This window comes from Kitasatospora sp. NPDC088548 (assembly GCF_044753005.1).
Lineage (GTDB): Bacteria > Actinomycetota > Actinomycetes > Streptomycetales > Streptomycetaceae > Kitasatospora.
The window spans coordinates 1-21,548 of record NZ_JBIVMI010000052.1 but is presented as its reverse complement, the minus strand read 5'-3'; the positions used below and the strand labels follow the sequence as shown (position 1 = coordinate 21,548).

The 21,548-nt window shown below is 72.1% G+C and carries 15 protein-coding genes and 1 pseudogene; 4 read left to right on the top strand and 12 right to left on the bottom strand.

The features are described 5' to 3' along the window. Positions 1-5: 5 nt before the first annotated feature. The 12 genes from ACIP82_RS36895 to ACIP82_RS36840 all read right to left on the bottom strand — a co-directional run bounded on the left by ACIP82_RS36895 (position 6) and on the right by ACIP82_RS36840 (position 18,670). Positions 6-944: an ABC transporter permease gene (locus ACIP82_RS36895; protein WP_363607473.1), complete on the bottom strand. Its 939-nt coding sequence runs from the start codon at positions 942-944 to the stop codon at positions 6-8. Next, positions 937-1,881, bottom strand: coding sequence for an ABC transporter permease (locus ACIP82_RS36890; protein WP_363607472.1), 945 nt, complete (start codon positions 1,879-1,881; stop codon positions 937-939). Before ACIP82_RS36890 ends, ACIP82_RS36895 begins: the two co-directional genes overlap by 8 nt. An 88-nt stretch (positions 1,882-1,969) precedes the next feature. After that, positions 1,970-3,607, bottom strand: a complete 1,638-nt coding sequence (locus ACIP82_RS36885) for an ABC transporter substrate-binding protein (RefSeq protein ID WP_363607471.1) — start codon at positions 3,605-3,607, stop codon at positions 1,970-1,972. A gap of 430 nt (positions 3,608-4,037) precedes the next feature. Further along, a complete protein-coding gene (gene typA, locus ACIP82_RS36880; RefSeq protein ID WP_363607470.1) occupies positions 4,038-5,939 on the bottom strand; it encodes a translational GTPase TypA in 1,902 nt (633 codons plus the stop codon). Positions 5,940-6,168: 229 nt separating this feature from the next. Further along, a complete protein-coding gene (locus tag ACIP82_RS36875; protein WP_363607469.1) occupies positions 6,169-8,037 on the bottom strand; it encodes an ABC transporter family substrate-binding protein in 1,869 nt (622 codons plus the stop codon). Between the two features lie 106 nt (positions 8,038-8,143). Then, positions 8,144-10,621 (bottom strand): SpoIIE family protein phosphatase, encoded by a 2,478-nt coding sequence (locus ACIP82_RS36870; protein ID WP_400659988.1) that lies wholly within the window; start codon positions 10,619-10,621, stop codon positions 8,144-8,146. Positions 10,622-10,982: 361 nt separating this feature from the next. After that, complete coding sequence (locus ACIP82_RS36865) at positions 10,983-13,550, bottom strand: SpoIIE family protein phosphatase (protein WP_400659986.1); 2,568 nt, start codon at positions 13,548-13,550, stop codon at positions 10,983-10,985. 413 nt (positions 13,551-13,963) lie between these two features. Next, entirely contained in the window at positions 13,964-14,404 is a 441-nt protein-coding gene (locus tag ACIP82_RS36860) for an NUDIX domain-containing protein (protein WP_400659983.1), read from the bottom strand. 10 nt (positions 14,405-14,414) lie between these two features. Next, positions 14,415-14,567: an SPOR domain-containing protein gene (locus ACIP82_RS36855; protein ID WP_363607465.1), complete on the bottom strand. Its 153-nt coding sequence runs from the start codon at positions 14,565-14,567 to the stop codon at positions 14,415-14,417. Positions 14,568-14,670: 103 nt separating this feature from the next. Then, entirely contained in the window at positions 14,671-16,155 is a 1,485-nt protein-coding gene (locus tag ACIP82_RS36850; RefSeq protein WP_400659979.1) for a DUF4190 domain-containing protein, read from the bottom strand. Positions 16,156-16,308: 153 nt separating this feature from the next. Beyond that, positions 16,309-17,127 carry a methyltransferase domain-containing protein gene (locus ACIP82_RS36845; RefSeq protein WP_363607463.1) on the bottom strand — a complete coding sequence of 273 codons (819 nt, stop codon included), beginning with the start codon at positions 17,125-17,127 and terminating at the stop codon, positions 16,309-16,311. Between the two features lie 166 nt (positions 17,128-17,293). After that, the gene (locus tag ACIP82_RS36840) at positions 17,294-18,670 is read right to left on the bottom strand and encodes a hypothetical protein (protein WP_400659976.1); all 1,377 of its coding nucleotides are present in this window, start codon (positions 18,668-18,670) and stop codon (positions 17,294-17,296) included. A gap of 168 nt (positions 18,671-18,838) precedes the next feature. Here ACIP82_RS36840 and ACIP82_RS36835 point away from each other — a divergent pair. From ACIP82_RS36835 to ACIP82_RS36820, 4 genes and pseudogenes are all read left to right on the top strand, one after another. Then, a pseudogene (locus tag ACIP82_RS36835) lies at positions 18,839-19,977 on the top strand (dihydrofolate reductase family protein). A gap of 61 nt (positions 19,978-20,038) precedes the next feature. After that, positions 20,039-20,707, top strand: a complete 669-nt coding sequence (locus ACIP82_RS36830; protein WP_400659974.1) for an HAD-IA family hydrolase — start codon at positions 20,039-20,041, stop codon at positions 20,705-20,707. 234 nt (positions 20,708-20,941) lie between these two features. Then, positions 20,942-21,199, top strand: a complete 258-nt coding sequence (locus ACIP82_RS36825; RefSeq protein ID WP_363607461.1) for a type II toxin-antitoxin system prevent-host-death family antitoxin — start codon at positions 20,942-20,944, stop codon at positions 21,197-21,199. Further along, on the top strand, positions 21,196-21,456 hold the full coding sequence (locus ACIP82_RS36820; RefSeq protein ID WP_363607460.1) for a Txe/YoeB family addiction module toxin: 261 nt from the start codon (positions 21,196-21,198) through the stop codon (positions 21,454-21,456). Before ACIP82_RS36825 ends, ACIP82_RS36820 begins: the two co-directional genes overlap by 4 nt. Positions 21,457-21,548 lie beyond the last annotated feature (92 nt).

Below are 21,548 nucleotides of genomic sequence, written 5' to 3'. Positions count from 1 at the left end.
TTCTCTCAGCGGAGCTTCGGGTCGAGGGCGTCGCGCACCGCGTCGCCGAGCATGATGAAGGCCAGCACGGTGATGCTCAGCGCGGCCGACGGGAACAGCAGCACGTGCGGGGCCGTCAGGAAGCGGGCCGAGGCGTCGCTGATCATCAGGCCCCAGGAGATCTCCGGGGACTGCACGCCGATGCCCAGGTAGGACAGGGCGGCCTCGGCGCCGATGTAGACGCCCAGGCTGATCGCGCCGATGACGATGACCGGCGCGATGGCGTTCGGCAGGATGTGGCGGAAGGTGATCCGCATGCTGCTGGCCCCGAGCGCGCGGGCCGCCATCACATAGTCGTTGTACTTGTTGGAGAGCACCGACGCGCGCATGATGCGGAAGATCTGCGGCCAGCCGAGGACGGCCATCACCAGGGAGACGGTGTAGGCGTTGCCCTTGCCGAGCATCGACATGATCAGCATGCCGCCGAGCAGCAGCGGGATGGAGAAGAAGACCTCGGTGAAGCGCGACAGAATGCTGTCGGTGATGCCGCCGACCCAGCCGGCCAGCAGGCCGAGCAGCGAGCCGACCACGGTGACCGCGAGGGTGGTGAGGACACCGACGATGATCGAGTTGCGGGCGCCCCACACCGTACGGGTGTAGACGTCGCAGCCCTGCACGTCGAAGCCGAACCAGTGCTCGGCGCTCGGCCGCTTCAGCGAGTTGGCCAGGTCGCAGGCGTCGCCGTCGAACGGGCTGCCGCTGGTAAACAGCTGCGGCACGGCGGCCATCACCAGCAGGATCAGCACCAGCGCGGCACCGATCAGGAAGACCGGGTTGCGGCGCAGGTCGCGCACGGCGTCGGACCAGAGGCTGGCCGCCCGCTCGGTCTTCTGCTTCTTCGGCGGATCGGTCTTGCCGGTGTCGCCGGACAGTGCCTCGCTGCCCACGGTGGTGGTGTCACTCATAGCGGATCCTCGGGTCGAGCACGGCGTACAACAGGTCCACGAGCAGGGTGGTGACGAGGTAGATCACCACCAGGAGGGTGACCATGCCGACGATCACCGTGCCCTGCTTCTGGTACACGGACTGGGCGAGCAGACCGCCGATGCCGTGCATGTTGAAGATCTTCTCGGTGATGACCGCGCCACCCATCAGGCCGCCCAGGTCGGCACCGAGGAAGGTGACGATCGGGATCAGCGCGTTGCGCAGGGCGTGACGGCCGATCACCCGACGGCGCTTCAGGCCCTTGGCGACGGCGGTGCGGACGTAGTCCGCACGCATCGTCTCCATCAGGCTGGTGCGGGTCAGTCGGGCGACGTACGCGAGCGAGGTGGACGCCAGCACGAAGGCAGGCAGCAGGTACGCCCGCAGGCCGTCCTCCTCGTGGAAGGAGACCGGGAAGAAATCGATGCCGTAGTCGTTCTTGAGCTTCACGCCCAGCAGCAGCTGCAGCGCGAAGCCGGTGACGAAGACCGGGATCGAGATGACCAGCAGCGTGCTGATGAGGACCAGTTGGTCGAGGAACTTGCCCCGGCGCAGGGCCGCCATGACGCCCGCCAGGACACCGACGACCGCCTCGATGATGAACGCCACCAGGGCCAGGTTGACGGTGTAGGGGAACGCCTCGCTGATCATGTCGGTCACGGCACGACCGGTGAGGCTCTCGCCGAGATCGCCCTGGAAGACGCCGGAGATGTAGTTCCAGTACTGGACGAGGAACGGGTCGTCCAGGTGGTACTTCTCGCGGATCAGTTCTCTCAGGAGCGGATCGACGCGCTTCTCGCCGGCCAGCGCCTGCACCGGGTCACCGGGCAGGTAGTGCACCAGTGCGTAGATCAGCAGTGTCGCACCGAGCAGGACAGGGATCGCCTGTATCAGTCGGCGGATGACATAGCGGCCCATCAGACCTCCATACTTTCGGACAAGGAAGGGAGGCGGGAGGACCCGGACTGTAGTCCGGTCCGCCCGCCCCCGATCGTCTGATTACAGATCAGGCCAGCTCGACCTCGGCCAGGTTCATGTGACCCTGGGCGTCGGTGTCGAAGTTCTTGATCTTCTTGGTGTACGCGGCGGAGGACATGTAGGTGTACACCGGGATGTACGGGAGGTCCTGGATCAGGACGTCATCGGCCTGCTGGTACAGCTTGAGGCCCTCCTCCTCCGTCTTCGCCTGGTCGGCCTGGCTCAGCAGGGTCTCGAACTGCTCGTTGACGTAGCCGCCGTAGTTCGAGCCGTTCTCGATGGCGACCTTGGAGAAGATCGGGCGCAGGTAGTTCTCGATCGACGGGTAGTCCATCGACCAGGCCATGCGGAAGGCGCCGGAGTACTGCTTGTCGCCCAGCGCGTCCAGGATCTTGCCGAACTTCTCGAACGGCTTGAAGGTGACCTCGACGCCCAGGTTCTTCTTCAGCTGGTTGCCGACGGCCTCGATCCACTCCTTGTGGCCGCCGTCCGCGTTGTAGCCCAGCTCGATGGTGTTGTTCGGAACACCGTTGGCCTGGGTGAAGAGCTCCTTGGCCTTGACCGGGTCGTACTTGGCCGCGTCGCCCATGGCGCCCTTGCGGTAGCCGTTGACCAGCGGGTTGACGAAGTCGTCGGCCGGGACGCGGGTGCCCGAGAAGATCGTCTTGGTGATCGCCTCCCGGTCGATCGCCATCGAGATCGCCTTGCGGATCTCCGGCTTGCCGTAGGTCTCCGGGTTGGTGGCGATCGGGAAGCCGATGTAGCCGACGCCCGACTCGGGCTTGTAGATGTAGCGGTCGCCGAACTCGCTCTTGACGGTCGACATGGCCGAGATCGGCAGCTTGTCGGTGGCCTGGATGTTGTCGGCGCGCAGGTCGTTGTACGCGGTGTCCAGGTTGTCGTAAATCTTGAAGGTCACACCGGCGAGCTTCGCCTTGGTGTCAGAGCTCGGGAAGTTCTCGAAGCGCTTGACCTTGATCTGCTTGTTGTGCTCCCAGGCGCCGTCCATCTCGAACGGGCCGTTGCCGATCGGCTTCTCGCCGAACGCCTTCGGGTCGTTGAAGAACGCCGTGGGCAGCGGGTAGAACGCGTTGTACCCGAGCATCGTCTTGAACTGCGAGAACGGCGCCGACAGGGTGACGGTGAAGGTCTTGTCGTCGACGACCTTCAGGCCCTTGAGCTCCTTGGCGGAGGGCTTCTTGTCCTTGCCCGGGGCCAGCTCCTCGGAGCCCTCGATCTTGCTGAAGAAGGGCAGGCTCTCCTGCGCGTTGTCCTGGTTGGCGCCGTAGTTCCAGGCGTCCACGAAGGACTTGGCGGTCACCTTCTCACCGTTGTGGAAGGTGTAGCCGTCCTTCAGCTTGATCGTCCAGACCTTGCTGTCGGTGGACTCGATCGACTCGGCCACGCGCAGCTTCGGGGCGTTGGTCTTGCGGTCGTAGTCGACCAGGCCGGCGAAGACCGCGTTGAGCACCTCGGAGCCCTCGGACTCCGCGGTGTTCTGCGGCACCAGACCGTGCTGCGGCTCGCCGAGCTCAACGGCGATCGTGCCGCCGGCGGACGCGCCCGCCTTGCTGTCACTGCTCTTCGAGCTGGCGCTGCAAGCGGTCGCCGCGAGGGCGATAGCGGTCGCCGCGACGATCCACTTGGTCTGGGTTGCACCGCGCATGGGGGATGCCTCCTGAATTCGACTTTCCAACGAGGAGAGCAGGCGGGCGGTTGTCACCGGTCCGCCATGCCGTCCGCGCTCGTGGTTTCGGCGCGCACCCCTGCGCGTTAACCCTTGACCCGAGCCTGACTGCACCCACTATCCGTCACGCACGGACACGAAAGTGACCAATGCCGATCTCAATTAGGTCACATGAACGGTCAGTAAGTTTCGAAAACCGGACATAAGAGACATAGCCAGACAGGCATTAAACGGACAGTCGTCATGAATGACGGACTGTCACGTTCGCTCAGCGGACACCTTGCGGTGTTAAGCGCTATTCCGTTTATACGCGCGTCGACAGCGTGGAGTAGTGAAAAACGATCGCCCCCCTCTCCGGTGGAGAGGGGGGCGATCGTTTCCGGCCAAAGGCCCGATCAGACCGAACAGATCACGACTTCTTGGCGCGCGAGGCGGTGCGGCCGCGGTCCTTCTGGTCCAGGACGAGCTTGCGGATACGGACGGTCTCCGGGGTCACCTCGATGCACTCGTCCTCGCGGCAGAACTCCAGCGACTGCTCCAGCGAGAGCTTGCGCGGCGGGACGATCGACTCAGCCACATCGGCGTTCGAGGAACGCATGTTGGTGAGCTTCTTCTCCTTGGTGATGTTGACGTCCATGTCGTCGGCGCGCGAGTTCTCGCCGACGATCATGCCCTCGTACACCTCGGTGCCCGGGTCGCAGAAGAGCACACCGCGCTCCTGCAGGTTGGTCATCGCGAAGGCGGTGACCACGCCGGCCCGGTCGGCCACCAGCGAGCCGTTGTTGCGGGTCGTCAGCGTGCCGAACCACGGCTCGTGGCCCTCGTGGATCGAGTGCGCGATGCCGGTACCGCGGGTGCTGGTCAGGAACTCGGTACGGAAGCCGATCAGGCCGCGGGACGGCACGACGAACTCCATCCGGACCCAGCCGGAGCCGTGGTTGGACATGTTGTCCATCCGGCCCTTGCGGACGCCCATGAGCTGCGTGACCGCGCCCATGTGCTCCTCCGGCACGTCCACCGTCAGGCGCTCGACCGGCTCGTGGGTCTTGCCGTTGACCTCCTTGGTGACCACCTGCGGCTTGCCGACGGTCAGCTCGAAGCCCTCGCGGCGCATGGTCTCGATCAGGATGGCCAGCGCCAGCTCACCACGGCCCTGCACCTCCCAGGCGTCCGGGCGCTCGGTGTCCAGCACGCGCAGCGAGACGTTACCGATCAGCTCGCGGTCCAGGCGGTCCTTCACCTGGCGCGCGGTGACCTTGCGGTCCTTGACCGCGGACTTGGCGTCCGCGCCCTTGCCGCTGCCACCACGGCCGACCAGCGGCGAGGTGTTGGTGCCGATGGTCATCGAGATGGCCGGCTCGTCCACCGTGATCAGCGGCAGCGCGATCGGGTTCTCGGTGTCGGCGAGGGTCTCACCGATCATGATCTCCGGGATGCCGGCGACGGCGCAGATGTCACCCGGGCCCGCCACCTCGGCCGGCTTGCGGGTGAGCGCCTCGGTCATCAGCAGCTCGGAGATGCGGACGTTGGAGATCGAGCCGTCCCGCTTGATCCAGGCCACGGTCTGGCCCTTGCGCAGCTCGCCCTGCTCGACGCGGAGCAGCGCGATACGGCCGAGGAAGTTGTCGGCGTCCAGGTTGGTGACGTGCGCCTGGAGCGGGGCCTCGGCGTCGTAGGTCGGGGCCGGGACGTGCTCCAGCAGGGTGGAGAAGAACGGCTCCAGGCTGTCGCTGTCGGCCGGGACGGTGCCGTCCTCCGGCTTGGTCAGCGAGGCCACGCCGTCACGCGCACAGGCGTAGACGATCGGGAACTCGATCTGGTCCTCGTCGGCGTCCAGGTCCAGGAACAGGTCGTAGGTCTCGTTGATGACCTCGTCGATCCGGGAGTCCGGGCGGTCCGTCTTGTTGATGCAGAGGATGACGGGCAGGCGCGCGGTGAGCGCCTTGCGGAGCACGAAGCGGGTCTGCGGCAGCGGGCCCTCGGAGGCGTCGACCAGCAGGACGACGGCGTCGACCATGGACAGACCGCGCTCGACCTCGCCACCGAAGTCGGCGTGGCCCGGGGTGTCGATGATGTTGATGGTGATGGGAGCCCCGCCGTCCTTGGGGTGGTACTTGACGGCGGTGTTCTTCGCGAGAATGGTGATGCCCTTCTCGCGCTCCAGGTCGTTGGAGTCCATCATGCGGTCGTCGAGCTGCTGGTGGGCGGCGAAGGCGCCGGCCTGCTTCAGCATGGCGTCGACCAGAGTGGTCTTGCCGTGGTCGACGTGGGCGACGATGGCGACGTTACGGATGTCGTTGCGCGTGGGCATGCCTGGCTGATTCTCCCGGAATCGTGGGTTTCGGCGCCCGGCCGCGAGACGCCGACCGGCGATCCCTGTTGATCGCCGCCGCCCGTTCCGCCTGCTACTACCGGTCCACCCGCCGGGCAGGACATGCCACGGCTTCCTCCTATCGTACGGGGAACCACCCAGGTGGGCCGAAACGGGCAGGTCGGGCGGGATCAAGATCACAAGTGGATCACCCCGTCCTCACCGCGCTTCACCACGCGGACGGAGTGGCCTCGGGGCTCTGCTCCCCGCCGGCCCAGCCGATGTCCTGGAAGCGCGGCCACCCGAAGCCCCACGCCCCGGCGCCCACGACGCCGGACCGGACACCCACCAGGTCGGGCCGCTGGTAGAGGGGAACGGAGTGACCGAGCTGCCAGATCCGGGTGTCGGCCTCCTGGAGCAGGGCGAGACGGGCGTCGAGGTCGAGCTCGGCGGCGGCGCGGTCGAAGAGCCGGTCGATCTCCTCGGTACCGGCGCGGGCGAAGTTGGTGCCGGCCTCCAGGACGCCGTCCGGGTCGGGCCGGGGCTTGGCGTAGACCGGGCGCTGCTCGGTGGCCGGGTTCGAACCGGCCGGCCAGGAGAGAACGGCGAGCTCGTAGTCGCCGGTGGCCAGGTGGTCCTGGACGAAGGTCTCGGCGGGCGCCGTCACCGGCCGGACGGCGATGCCGGACTCGGCCAAGTCGGCGGTCAGCGCGTCGGCGGTGCGCAGGGCGGTGGCGGAGCCCGCCGGGATCAGCAGGGTGAGGGCGAGGTCCTTGCCGTCCTTGGTCCGGGTGCCGTCGTCCGTGGGGCGCCGCCAGCCCGCCTCGTCCAGGAGCCGGCTCACGTCCGCCGGGTCAGCGGCGGGCCCGTTGTCGCGGTAGCCGTCCTGGTCGGCGGTGAGGAGGTGGCTGCCGAGCGGTGCGGCGGCCAGGCCGAGCGGGGTGAGCGCGGCATCGGCGATCCGCCGCCGGTCGACGGCCAGACCGAGGGCGGCGCGGACGGCCGGGTCGGTGAGCGGCTCGTGGGCGGCGTTGAGGGTGAGCTGGGTGAGCGAGGGCGCGGCGGCCCGGTGCACGGTGACGCCGGGCAGCGCCTCCGCCCGCCGCAGCTCCCGGACGGCGGCCTCCGGTACGGCGGCGGGCGGCGCGGCGGCGGGGGTGGGGGTGGCCGTGCCGGAAACGGTGGGGGAAGCGCTGGGCGAAGCATCGGGGGAAGCGCCCGACAGGACGCCGGCCCGGTCGACCGCGGCGGTGAGCGGCGCGATGTCCAGCCGGTCCTGGTCGAGCCCGTCCAGCCGCTGCTCGGGCGGCGCGGCCAGGAAGTCGATCCGGTCCGCCTTCGCCGGGTCGCCCCACCAGAGCGGGTTGCGCCCCAGGGTGACCCGCCCGCCCTCGGGGTCGTAGCCGGCCACCGCGTACGGCCCCGCCGTCACCTGCCCCGTGCCCGTCAGCGGCTGGTTGAAGGCGGTCGCGGTGGCCGTCCGGGCCGCGGGGTAGAGGGGACTGAACAGCGCCCGCCAGTCGGCGTACGGCTGCCGGAGGACGACCTTGACCTCGGCCGGGTCGGCTCCCTGCTCGATCGAGTCGATCAAGCCGTATCCGGCCGGGCGGGTGCTGGTGTACGCGGTGTCGGGACCGGAGAGCGCGGCCCGCTGGGCGGTGAAGTCGGCCGCCGAGAACGGGGTGCCGTCGCTCCAGACGGCCTTCGGGTTGAGCCGGTAGGTGATCACCTGCGGCCGCCGCCCCGGCGGGGTGGACTCCGCGGCCACCAGGTAGTCCGGGTCGGCGACCGGCCGGCCGTGCTCGTCGGGCCGGAACAGCGAGGGGTACAGGGCGTGGGCGAGCAGCGCCGAGTCGGCGGTCGCGGCCGGCTGGTAGACGTTGAGCGTGGCCGGGACGGCGTCCACCGCCCAGCGCAGCGTGCCGCCGTCCCGGACGGTGTCCCGGTCGTACGGGCGGACGTCACCGGTGGTGATGGTGGGCGGGGCCGGCACCGGGGCCGGCGCGGGGGCGGGTGCCCGGTCGCCGGTGCAGGCGGCCAGGGTGCTGGTGGCGAGCAGCAGCGCGGCGGCTGCGGCGGTGAGCTGGCGGGCGCGCATGGCGGCCATGGAACGCCGTCCGGGGGCGGCCCGGCCCGCCGACACGGCGGGCCGGCGGGCTACTGCACCCGGACAGCCGAAGCGCCCGGGTGCGGTGGCCCGGGGGTCAGAGCGACAGCTCGAACCAGACGATCTTGCCCTTGGGGGTGCGCCGGCTGCCCCAGCGCTCGGCCAGCAGGCTGACCAGCTGGAGGCCGCGGCCGCCCTCGTCGGTCTCCTGGGCGCGCCGCTGGCGCGGCTGGGCGTAGCCGTCGTCCCAGACCTCGCAGACCATGTTCCGGTCGCGCAGCAGCCGCAGCCGGATCTCGCCCCGGCCGTGCCGCAGCGCGTTCGTCACCAGCTCGCTGACCAGCAGCTCGGTGGTGTCGACCAGCTCCTCCAGGCCGCGCGCCAGCAGCCAGCTGCAGGCCAGCTCGCGGGCCTTGGCGACGGAGGTCGGCTCGGGCGGGAGGAACCAGTTGCCGACCGCGTCCTCGGGGAAGGCGTGCACCCTGGCCATCAGCAGGGCGATGTCGTCCTCGCCGTGGTGCGGGTTGAGCTCGCCGAGCACATGGTCGCAGAGGTCTTCCAGGCCCTTGCCCTCGGCCGACAGCGCGGTGCGGAAGGCGCGCAGGCCCTCGTCCAGCTGGTGCTTGCGGCTCTCCACCAGGCCGTCGGTGTAGAGGCCGAGCACGGCGCCGTCCGGGAGGGTCAGCTCGACCTCCTCGAACGGCTCGCCGCCGACGCCCAGGGGCAGACCGGGCGGCACGTCCAGCATCCGGGCGCTCTCGCCGGGGCTGAGCAGGACGGGCGGCAGGTGGCCGGCGTTGGCGAACACACAGCGCCGGGTGACGGCGTCGTAGACCGCGTAGACGCAGGTGGCCAGGTAGACCTCGCGGGCCTCCTCGTCGGCCGTCGAGGTGAGCCGGCCGTACGGGGTGGGCGGGCCGACGGGCGGCGCGGAGTCGTCGCCGAGGCCGCGGGCGATCTCGTCGAGGGCGGTGAGCACCTCGGCCGGTTCGAGGTCGAGCATGGCGAGGGTGCGGACGGCGGTGCGCAGCTGGCCCATGGCGACGGCGGCGCGCAGGCCGCGGCCCATGACGTCGCCGATGACCAGGGCGGTGCGGTTGCCGGGCAGCTGGATGACGTCGAACCAGTCGCCGCCGACCTCGGTGTTGTTGTTGCTGGGCAGGTAGCGGCAGGCGATCTCCAGGCCGCTGGCGGCCGGGTTGCCCGGGGGCAGCAGGCTGCGCTGGAGGATCAGGGCACGCTCGTGCTCGCGGCGGTAGAGCCGGGCGTTGTCGATGCAGACGGCGGCCCGGGCGACGAGCTCCTCGGCGATCGCGACGTCCCTGGCGTCGAAGGGCTCGCTGCCGATCGCGCGGGACAGCTGGACCAGGCCGAGCACCTGGTCGCGGGCGACCAGCGGGACGATCAGGGTGGAGCGCAGCAGCGGGTCCGGCCCGGGGTCGGGGACGACGCTGCGGCCGGTGCGCAGCGCCCGGGCGTGCGGGGAGCGGCGCGGGTAGCAAAGGGTGCCGCCGGGCTCGGCGATCGGCAGGCCGGTGACCGAGCCGAGGACCGAGGAGGCGCCGCCGACCACGCTGGAGACGGCGACCCGGCGCAGTTCGCCGCTGCCGTCGGTGAGCACGGTGTCGCCGAGCCGGCCGGCGCTGGGAACGGTCTCGCCGGAGAGCAGCGCGGTGTAGAGGTCCACGGTGGCGAGGTCGCAGAACGGCGGGACGACGACGTCCAGCAGTTCCTTCGCGGTGGTCTCCAGGTCGAGGGTGGAGCCGATGTGGGCGCTGGCCTCGTTGAGCAGGGCGAGGTTGCGGCGGACGCCGTCGGCCTCGCGCTCGGCGACGTGCCGGCTGGTGACGTCGGAGACCTGGCCGGCGACGCCCATCGGCTGGCCGGCCGAGCCGTTCAGCCGGTAGAGCGAGACGGCCCAGAGCCGGTTGCCCTCGCGGGTGGGGACGGTGGAGTGGAAGCGCAGGTCGAAGACGGGCTCGCCGGTGGCGAGGACCTTGCGCAGGGCCGCGGTGAGGCGGTCGGCCTCGGACGGCGGGAAGAGGTCGTGCGGGGTGAGGCCTTCGAGGTCGGTGGGGGTCAGGCCCAGGCCGGAGGCGAAGGCCTCGTTGACGCGCTGGAGGCGGACCCGGTCGTCGAAGAGGATGAAGCCGGTCGGGGTCTGGCCGAAGACCGCCTCGGAGGCGGCGAGGTCGGTCTCGATCCGGCGCAGCCGGCCGAGGTCGACGGCGAGACAGGTGGCGCCGGCGGTGGGCAGCGCGCTGTCGGGCATGAGGTAGAGCTCGGCGAGGCCCTCGCGGCCGGCCGCGTCCCGGTAGGGGGTGGTGCCGACCCACTCCTCACCGGCCAGCGTGCGCTCCAGCCGGACGCGGCCGCGCTGCCAGAGCTCGCGCGGGACGAAGGTGGTGATCGGGTCGGCGCCGACCGCCTCGGCGGCGGGCAGGCCGAAGAAGTCGGCGGCGCGCCCGCTCCACTGGCTGATCCGGCCGTCGGGGCCGATCGTGAAGGTGGCGACGCGGATGTAGTCGTAGATCGAGCCCGGGTCGCCGGCGCCCCAGTGGTGGGCGTCGGCCATCGGCCGGGCCGCCGGGGCACGGCCGGGGGACCCCGCGGCGGGCGCCGCCACGGGACCGGGCAGGTGGGAGGACCCGGCCTGCCCGGGCACAGCGGCATGACCGCTGCTGCTCGGCGCATTCCGCGCCGGGGTGCTGTTCAACGGACCGACCCCTCCAACCCGCGACCGTCCGGATGTCGAGAAGACCGAGTATTCATCATCGAGGGGTACGTTCACACGCCCTCAACATCACAACATCAGATCGGGCGAAGGTTTTTGTCCTACCGCCCGCGCAACCACAATGCCACGCCCGCGCCCCCTGCCGGAGTGCGCGCTCCCCCCGGCCCCCTGCTGGCATATGCGGCCCCGTTCTACTCGCGTCCTACTCGGCTCCCGGCTCGTCGGGCTCATTACCCGGCAGGGCCTGCTCAAACCAGACAACCTTGCCCATACCCTCCGCCCGGGCGCCCCAGCGGAGCGCGAGCCGGCGCACGAGCTCCAGCCCCCGCCCGCCCTCGTCCGCCTCCTCCGCGTGGCGCTCGCGGGGCGGGTCGGGCAGCGGGTCGGAGATCTCGACCAGCAGCGTCTCGCCGAGCGTCAACCGTACTCCGATGGGTGCGCTCGCATACCGGACGGAGTTCGTGACCAGCTCGCTGACCAGCAGTTCCGTGATGTCGGTGAGCTCCTCGACGCCCCATTCGACGAGCGTGGCCCGGACCAGCCGACGGGCCCGGGAGACGGCGGTGGGCTCCGCGGGCAGGGTCCAGCCGGCGGTCGGGGTGCCGGCCTGACCGTGGCCGAGCCGGGCGAGCAGCAGCGCCACGTCGTCCGGTTCGCGGCCCTGCTCCATGGTGTCCAGCACCGCCTCGCAGGCCGCCTGGATGGAGGCGTACGACTGTTCGAGAACGACGAGCAGCCGGCCGAGGCCGACGTCCAGGTCCTTGTCCCGGGACTCCACCAGGCCATCGGTGCAGAGGGCGAGCAGGCTGCCCTCGGGGATCTTCAGCTCGACGGACTCGAACGGGACGCCGCCGACGCCGAGCGGGGCGCCGGAGGGCAGGTCGAGGATCCGGCCGGTGCCGCCGGGCAGCGGGCCGCCGGTCCGGGTCGGCTCGTCGGACTCGTCGGCCGGCACGATCAGCACCGGCGGGATGTGGCCCGCCTTGGCCACCGTCAGCCGGGCCGTCGCCGGGTCGAACACGGCGTAGATGCAGGTGGCCAGCAGCGCCTCGTCCGGCCCCTGGGCGAGGTCGTCGGCCAGCTCGTGGACGTGCCGCAGCAGGACGTCCGGCGGCAGGTCGAGAGCGGCCAGCACCCGGACGGCGGTGCGCAGCCGGCCCATGGTGGCGGCGGCCCGCAGACCGTGGCCCATCACGTCGCCGACCACCAGCGCGGTGCGGTCGCCGGGCAGCGGGATGACGTCGAACCAGTCGCCGCCGACCTCGGTGCCGCTGCTGCCGGGCACGTACCGGTAGGCGACCTCGACGCCGGTCGGCTGCGGGACCTGCTGCGGGAGCAGGGTGCGCTGCAGGGTCAGCGCGGCGGTGCGCTCGCGGGCGTACAGCCGGGCGTTGTCCAGGGAGCTGCCGGCCCGGTCGGCCAGCTCGACCGTGAAGGCCAGGTCGTCGCGGTCGAAGCCCTCCCGGTAGCCGGCCCGGCTGACCAGCAGCAGGCCGATCACGATCCCCCGGGCACGCAGCGGCACCACCAGCATCGAGTGCACGCCCAGGTCGTGGGCGGCCTGCATCTTCGGGTCGCCCGGGTAGGTCACGTCACTCAGCTGGTCGGCGCCGGAGAGCAGCTCGGGAACGCCGGTGCGCAGCACCCGGCCGCAGGCGGAGTCCTCGGCGAAGGTGATCCGGGCCCCGCGTCTGAGCATCACCTCCACCTCGGGGCCGTCCTGGACGGAGGCGGTGCCCAGCTGGAGCAGCGAGGTGCGGCGGTCGTGGCCGTGCCGGGGCAGGTCGTCCCCGTGGGCGACGGCCTGGAGCAGGATCACCGCGGAGTGGTCGGTGAGCCTCGGGACGACGGCGCTGGCCAGCTCCTGGGCGATCCGGGAGGCGTCCAGGAGGTCGCCGACCCGGGAGCCGAACTCGTTGAGCAGCGAGAGCCGGCGGCGGGCGTGCTCGACCTTGGCGACCGCCCGGTACCGCTCGGTCACGTCCATCACGGTGCCGGAGATGCCGAGCACGCGGCCGGCCCGGTCGGTCATCCGGTTGTAGGAGATCGAGCGGTAGCCGGCCCGGGCGGTGACGGGCGCGGCCAGCGTGACGTCGATGACCGGCTCGCCGGTGGCGAGCACCTGGCGCTGGATGGCGGTGATCTCGTCGGCGGCCCGCTCGGGCAGCGTCTCGCCGGTGGTGCGGCCGACATGGTCCTCGAGAGCGACGCCGTTCATCTCGGCGAGGGTCTGGTTGACGGCGGTGTAGCGCAGGTCGGTGTCCATGATGGCGATCCCCAGCGGGGACTGCTCGAACAGCGCGTCACGGACGGCGAGGTCGCGCTCGACGGCCCGGACGGCCCCCGCCTCGGCCATGTTGACCTGGAGGAACGGGGTGCCGTCGCCGTCCACCAGCAGGGAGATCCGGGCGTCGACGGTGACGGCGGCGCCGTCCCGGTCGCGCAGCTCGGCGAGACCGGCCCAGCGGCCGTGCCGCAGGGTGTCCTGGATCGCGGCACGGATCCGGGCGACCTGGTCCTCGTCCGGGATCAGGTCGTCGATCCGGCGGCCGACCAGCAGCTCGTTCGGCCAGCCGAGCAGTTCCTCGGCGGCCGGGGACCAGAGCACCACCCGGCCCGCGGTGTCCAGGATCGCGATGGCGACCTTGACGACGTCGAAGAGGTTGCCGCCGGAGTGCCCGCCGGGGCCGCCCTGGTCGCCGGGACCGCCCGGGAACGGCCGGCCGGGCCGGCTGCGGGCACCCGCCCGCGACGGGGTGCCGGACACCACCGGGGACGGCGTCGGCGTCGACTGCTGAGGGGTCTCGGGGACGGCGCCGTCGCTCCGGCGGCGGCCGGCGGGCGGCGGAGGCGCCGCCGGGCGCACGCCACGGCGCAGCCGGGCGCGAGCGGCTGCGCTCCCGCCGGCGCCCGTACGCCGTGCTCCCCCGCCGCCGTTACCGGTATTCGACACCGACGGGGCCTCCGGCTCTGGTCGGGATCGGCGTCGCCGGCTGGGGGCGGCTCACCGATGGTGACGAATAGTGCCAAAAAGCGACATACCCAGCAGAGCCCAGGCTATCCCGGCGACCAGGTCGTCTTTTCCGATTGACCTACGCGGCATCCGGCGCGTCGACGGGGCAGCGGAGGCGGGGACGGGGGTGGTGGCGGGGATGGTGGCGGTGGTCGGGCAGGTCCGGCCGGTCAGGCCGTCAGCAGGCGGGCGATGTGCGGGAGGACCTCACGGTCGTGGTCGATCCAGTCGACGTCGGCGAGCTCGGCCGGGCCCAGCCAGCGGAGTTCGTCGTGGTCCTCCAGCGGCCTCGGGTCACCGGAGAGCAGCTCGGCGGCCCAGAAACGCAGCTCCAGGCCGGGCCGGACGAGCCACGCACCGGGCAGCCGCTCCAGCGCCTTCGCCCGGACGCCCAGTTCCTCCAGCAGCTCGCGCTCCAGCGCCTGCGTCTCGGTCTCGCCGGGCTCGGCCTTGCCGCCGGGGAACTCCCAGCGGCCGGCCACCTCGGCCGGTGCGCTGCGGCGGGCGGCCAGCACCCGGCCCCGGTGGACGAGCGCGCCGCCGACGACGATCCGGTTCCCGGCCCGGCCCGCGCCGGGGCCCTCGACCGGGTTCTCCATGGCCTTCTCCATGGGCCAGACCCTATGCGCCCTCGGCCTCCACCCAGTACAGCTGCTTGTGGCCGCGCGCCTCGAAGCGCGCGGCCACCTCCTCGGCCTCGGCCCGGCCGAGGCCCTTGGCGACCTCGAAGCGGTTGCCGTTGTCGTCCTGCCGCATCACCCGGAAGGTGTCCATGGCGTGAGCGTAGCCCCGGCCCGTATGGGGGCCGCTGCTCCCGGCGCGGGGCCGACGGGTACCGGCGCGGCCAGCACCGGGCAGGACACCCGGCCGGGTCAGGTCAGACCTGGATCTCGCCGACCTGCTCACCGGTGGACAGGCCCAGCTCGCGGCGGATCTCCACGCTCGGCCTGGTCGACTTGGCGACCAGCACCTCGGCCCGCCGGACCTCGCGTTCGAGTGTGGCGTTGTCGGTCGTCCCGGCCGCGGCGTCCCACGCGGCGGCGGCCTCCAGTTGGACGGCCGCCAGCTCGGCGATCTTCGGCCGGACGCTCTCCGGCCAGACCGTCGAGCTCTTGGTGAGCGTCTCCGCCTCGCCGCGGGAGGCTGCGGCCATCTGCCGTGCCCACGCCCGGTACTCGGAGTGCGCCTCGGTGATGTCGTCCTCCGGTTCCTTCCCGTAGGCGGTGTTGAAGGTCCGGACGGCCTCCAGGTAGGCGAGCTGGGCCGAGGTCAGGCTGCCCCGGTCGGTGCGCACGGTGCCGCGGTGCTGGGCGCCCGGGTCCTCGAAACCGCAGGTGACGTAGCGTTCGCCGGACTTCCAGCTGGCCCGGTCGGGGTAGAGGTAGACCTCGCCCATGCCGTCCGGCACGACCCAGCTGTCGAGGGCGTAGTCGGCGAGCACCGGGCCGCAGAGGGTGGCGGCGCGCTCACGCATGAGGTTCTCGCCCAGGTAGGGCCCGGCGCTCTCGGGGATCCGGGCGGTGCCGGCCACCTCGCCGTAGTGCGGCAGCAGGCACGGCACCTTGCGCACCCAGAAGACGGCCTGGTCCCCGCCCTCGGGATCGGGCAGGGCGGAGCCCTCCGGCGGGTTGTAGCAGTCGCCGGACTTGAGCGTGGACCACAGGACCGAACCGGGCGGGGCCTTCGGGGCACGGGCGGGGCGGCCGGTGGTGGTGGTGCCGGCGTCGCCCGCGATCACCCCGATCATGGCCACCAGGATGATCACTGCCCCGACGACGCCCAGCAGCACACCGGCCACCGCCATGCCGCGGCCGCGCTCGTTGCGCTTGGGGATCTGGACCAGCGCGGTGATCCCGAAGGCGAGCGAGAGCGGCCACATGCAGAGCAGACCGGTGATCAGCGCGGCGACGGCGAAGCCGTTGGTGGCCCCGGGGGCGGGCGGATAGGCGTATCCGGGCTGGAAGCCGGAGAGCGCCCCGGGCGGGACCGCCGCCCAGCCGCCGGACGGTGCCCCCGGCGGGACCGGAGCGCCGGGTGGCACCGGAGCGCCGGGCGCGCCGGGGCCGGGTACGGCCCACGGGTCGGCGGGGGCGGCAGGGGGCATTGCGGGGACGGCGGGGGGCGCCGGGGGCCCGGCGGGTGCGGCCGGAGGTGCGGCGGGTGCGGCCGGAGGTGCGGCGGGCACGGGTGCGACAGGTTCAGATGTGGCGGGCCCGGCCGGCGCAGGCGGGGCGGCCGGGGCGGCCGGCTTGGTCAGTTCCACCCGGTCGACGGGCGCGGGAACGTCCGCTGCGGGGATGTCCGACGCGGGCGGCGGGGTGTCCACCGCGGGCACGGGCGCGTCGGGCTCGGGCTTGGACACGTGGACTCCCCCGCCCGCCGGTACGGGCATCAGTTCAGCGGTTGCGACTCGAACGTTCCGCGGACGGATCAATGGGAACGGACGCGCGACTTTACCCGATCTCGCCCAACACCCCCCGCTCATTTTTCACCCGGCCCGGACCGCCCGGGCGCCCTACGGCCGGGCCAGGACCTCACCGTGCAGCATCGCGAACCAGCCGTCCCCGGCGGCCGCCCAGTCCCGCCAGCCGGCCGCGATCCGTTCCAGTTCCGCCGGGTCCGCGTAGCCCTCGGCCACCGCGGTCGCGGCGATGCCGGAGCTCACGATCCGGTCGGCCCACAGCCCGCCCCACCACTCCCGCTGCTCGGGGGTCGCGTACGTCCAGCTGCTGGAGGAGACGGTGACCTCGGTGAAGCCCGCCTGCCGTGCCCAGGACAGCAGCCGCCGGCCGGCGTCCGGCTCGCCGCCGTTGGCCCGGGCGATCCGCCGGTACAGCGCCAGCCAGCGGTCCAGCCCGGGCGCCTCGGGGTACCAGGTCATGGTCGCGTAGTCGACGTCCCGGGCGGCGACGACGCCGTCCTCCGCCACGACCCGGCGCATCTCGCGCAGCGCGGCCACCGGGCCGGTGACGTGCTGCAGCACCTGGTGGGCGTGCACCACGTCGAACTCCCCGTCCGCGTAGGGCAGTCCGTGCACGTCCGCGACCTCGAAGACCACGTTGGACAGGCCTCGCCCGGCGACGTACCGGGCCGCCTGCTCCAGCACCTCGGCCGAGGTGTCCACGGCCACCACCCGCCCGCCGGGGCCGACCAGTTCGGCCAGGTCGGCGGTGATGGTGCCGGGGCCGCAGCCGACGTCCAGCAGGGTCTGCCCGGGCCGCAGCCGGGGCAGCAGGTAGGCGGCCGAGTCGGCGGCGGTACGGGAGCGGTGCGAGCGCAGCACGGGCTCCTGGTGGCCGTGCGTGTAGACGGCGTCGGACTGCGGTCCGGTCATGGCGTCCCCCTGGGGTTCGGTCGGTCTCCTCGACGCCTTCGACGCTACTCCTCGTCCCGCATGACGAGAATATTCGTCTCACATAATGGTTTGCGTCCGGCGCGCGAAAGCCCCCGGCCGCTGGGATCCGGGATCCCGACCGGGGGCTTCTTCCGTTCGGTAGAGGCTAGTTGAGGGCGAACCAGGTGGTCCGCGACTTCTTCCACTCCGCGTGGGTGAGGTCCTTGGCCGCCGTGCCGTCGCCGTACAGGTCGGCGGAGCCGTCGTCGGTGATCAGCTGCACCCGGGCACCCGGGGCGGTGAGGTCGGGGAGGTCCGCGACGGCCTCCCAGCCGCCCGCGTCACTGGTCGGCAGGTCCAGCACCTTGACCGGCCTGGACCCGGGCTGCCCGTCCCAGCGGTAGAGCGCGTACGGGTCGGAGTTGTCGTCGGCCGCCCAGGAACCGGCCACGATCAGGTACTGGCCGAGCGCGTTGCGCCGCAGGTCCCGGACGGAGAGCCCGCCGAGGTCCAGCTCGACCGGGGCACCGAACGCGGCGTGCGCGGAACCACCGGGCAGCGACGAGAAGTTGGTGACCGGCACGAGCAGCGCCCGGCCGCCGGTGACGGCCGGGGTGAGCGGCGCCCGGAAGCCCACGTACGCGGTGGTGGTGCTGCCCGGCGCGAACTCCAGCCCCTCGACGTTGAATCCGTCGATCTGCTTGGGCGCCTGGCCGTCCGCCGCACCCGCCGCGAAGCCGTAGCGGTCACCGTTGGCGTGGTCCCAGGCGATCAGGTCGTCACGCAGCCCGCGGTACGAACCGGCCGGCGACAACTGGGTGTCGGCGCCCGAGCCGGTGACGGTGGTGGTGAAGACGGTCTGCCGGTCGCGCTTCACCGCGCCGTCCTTGTTGTTGCCGAGGGAGCCCGTCCAGTAGACGGTGTCGCCGACCCGGGTGGCGGCCTCGATGTCGATCTCCTTGGAGACCCCGAGCGCGCCGCTGAAGTCCCAGGTGCGGACCGGCCCGCCGGAGGCGTTGCGGTCGTACAGGCGCAGCACGTTGGACTCGTCGTCGGCCACCAGGATGTAGCCGCCTCCCGCGTCGACGGCCGCCGAGGCGTCGCTGGAGCCGGTCAGATAGCGGCTCGCGGCCGCGTGCTGGACGGCGGGCGAGGCCGCGTAGTGCAGCGTCTTCGTCGCGCTCTTGCCGCCGAGGCCGGTCACCTTGATGGTGAGGTCGGTGTAGCCGACGCCCTGCGCGGCGACCACGAGGGTGCGGGTGCCGGTGGTGCCGGCGACACTGACGTCGCCGGGCCTGGCCACCGAACCGCGGCTGCTCGCCGAGGCCGCCACGGTCAGCGCGGACGCGGCGGCGCCGCTCTGCGCGACGGTGACGGTGACCGTCGGGTCGCCGGTGGCGCCGACCGCACCGGAGAGGTAACCGGCCGAGAGCGTGATGGTGGGGGTTCCGTACGACGCGGCGGTGGCGGGCGCGGCCGGCAGGGCCAGCACCGGCAGGACGGCGACGGCCAGCGGCAGGAGGCCGCGGGAGAGACGGGACACGGTGACAGCCCTTCGAAGTGGGGGCGGTGCGAGGTCGCAACCAGAATGAGGCCGCTGGGCGAACGCCACCCCCAGGCCGGTGGTCCGGTCGGCGAACAGCGCCCCTCACCGGACCGACGCCCCCGCCCGCGCCGTACGGTGGAGGGCACCCGACAGAACGGTCCCACCATGCCCGGCCCCCGCCCCTTCGTCCTGCTGAGCGCCGCGATGTCGCTCGACGGACACCTCGACGACGCCTCCCCCGAGCGGCTGCTGCTCTCCAGCCCGGCCGACTTCGACCGGGTGGACGAGGAACGCGCCGCCAGCGACGCGATCCTGGTGGGCGGCAACACCCTGCGCACGGACAACCCCCGGCTGCTGGTCAACGACCCCGCCCGGCGCGCCGCCCGACTGGCGGCCGGCCGGCCCGAGTACCCGCTGAAGGTGACGCTCACCGCCGGCGGCGGGCTCGACCGGGCGCTCAACTTCTGGCACACCGGCGGCGACCGGCTCGCCTACACCACCGACGCCGGGGCCGTCACGCTGCGCCCGGCGCTGGACGGGCTGGCCGAGGTGGTGGCGCTCGGCGGCTCGGTGGAGCTGGGCGCGGTGCTGGACGACCTCGGGGCGCGCGGGATCCGCCGGCTGATGGTCGAGGGCGGCGGCAGCGTGCACACCCAGTTCCTGGCGCAGGGCCTGGCGGACGAGCTCCAACTGGCCGTCGCCCCGCTGCTGGTCGGCCAGGCGCGGGCGCCGCGCTTCGTCCACCCCGCGGTCTTCCCCGGCGGCCCGGCCCGCCGGATGCGGCTGCTGGAGGCACGTACGGTGGGCGACGTCGTCCTGCTCAGATACGCCCCCAAGGAGCCCGCCCCGTGACCACCGACCCGGCCGACCTCGCGCACCTGCGGCGGGCCGTCGAACTCTCCCGCCGCTGCCCGCCGTCCGCGACCGCGTTCTCGGTCGGCGCGGTGATCGTCGGCGCGGACGGCACGGTGCTGGCCGAGGGCTACAGCCGCGAGGCCGACGCCCACGACCACGCCGAGGAGGCGGCGCTCGGCAAGCTCCCCGCGGGGGACGAACGGCTGCGCGGCGCGACCGTCTACAGCTCGCTGGAGCCGTGCGGGCAGCGGGCCTCGCGGCCACTGCCGTGCGCCCGGCTGCTCATCGCGGCGGGCGTGCCCCGGGTGGTGGTGGCCTGGCGCGAGCCGGACCTGTTCGTCACCGACTGTCAGGGGACGGCACTGCTGGAGGCGGCCGGGGTCGAGGTGCTGGAGCTGCCGGAGCTGGCCGGGGAGGCCCGCGCGGTCAATGCCCACCTGTTGGGATGATTTTTTGTATCATTACTGAACAAACAGCTCGCATTTTGTGCCGCGCCCGCGAGGAGACTCCATGCCTGTCACCCCCACCGTGCTGACCACCCAGGCCCTGCTGCTGGACATGGACGGCACCCTGGTCAACTCCGACGCCGTCGTCGAACGCTGCTGGCACCGCTGGGCGGACGAGCAGGGCCTCGACCCCGCCGAGGTGCTGGCCGTCGCACACGGCCGCCAGGGCCACGCGGCGATGGCCAGGCTGCTGCCCGAGCGCCCGATGGACCTCAACCTGGCCGACAACCGGCGGATGCTCGCCGAGGAGCACGCCGACACCGACGGCATCGTCCCGGTCCCCGGCGCCCCCGCCTTCCTCGCCTCGCTGGCCGGCCTGCCGCACGCCCTGGTCACCTCGGCCGACGACCGGCTCGCCCGGCTGCGGATGGCCACCGCCGGCCTGCCGCTGCCGGAGACCCTGATCACCGCCGAATCGGTCGGCGCCAGCAAGCCCGACCCCGAGGCCTTCCTGAAGGGCGCCGCCGCCCTCGGCTTCGCCCCCGTCGACTGCCTCGCCTTCGAGGACTCCGAGGCCGGCATCACCGCCGCCCTCGCCGCGGGCATGCCGGTCGTCGGCATCGGCCCCCGCGCCGCCGCCCACCACCCCACCATCCACGCCCTCACCCTGGAACAGGTGATCGCCACCCCGTCCCCCGACGGCACCCTCACGATCACCGTCCACACCGCCTGAGCCCCGACCCGCCCGGTCGCCGCACGCACCCGGGCGAACGGGCGGTGGCGCACGGATACCGCCCGGACGTCGAAGCGACCGATCCGGCACCGCCGAAGCCCCTGCGCACCTCTTGTTCGGTAGAGCCGGCCCGAGGAGCGCACCAGGCGCCGGTCCGCCGGAGGGGCGCTCGCGCCCTTGTCGCCGTCCGAGCACAGGCGTACAATTTCCTGTACCTAGCGGAGGAGTCGAGTCATGAAGACGATGACCTACTCGGAGTCCCGTGCACGCTACGCCGAGGTGCTCAATGCGGTCACGGATGACCGCGAGGAGATAGTGATCACTCGCGCCGGGCACGAACCGGTGGTCATCGTCTCGCTGGAGGACTACCAGTCCCTCAAGGAGACCGCCTATCTCCTGCGCAGCCCCGCGAACGCCCGCCGCCTCCTGGCCTCCATCGAGGAGCTGGAGAACGGCGGAGGAACCGTACGGGAGCTGGCGAACCCGGAGTGAAGATCACCTTCGCCTCCCGGGCCTGGGAGGACTACCTGTGGTGGCAGATCCAGGACCGCAAGACCCTCGGACGAATCAACACACTCGTTGCCGACATCGCGTGCAACGGCAACGAGGGAATCGGCAAACCGGAACCACTCAAGCACGGATTCCAGGGCTACTGGTCGCGTCGGATCAATGACGAGCACCGCTTGATCTACAAGGTCACCGGCGACTCGATCCTGATCGCCCAGTGCCGCTACCGCTACGAGAACTGAGCTTGTCGTTTTACCTCCGGTGATCATCTTCTGTGGCGTTCGGGTTATCGCCTGTCTGTTCGCTATTGGTTGGTGACCAGGGCGAGTCCGAC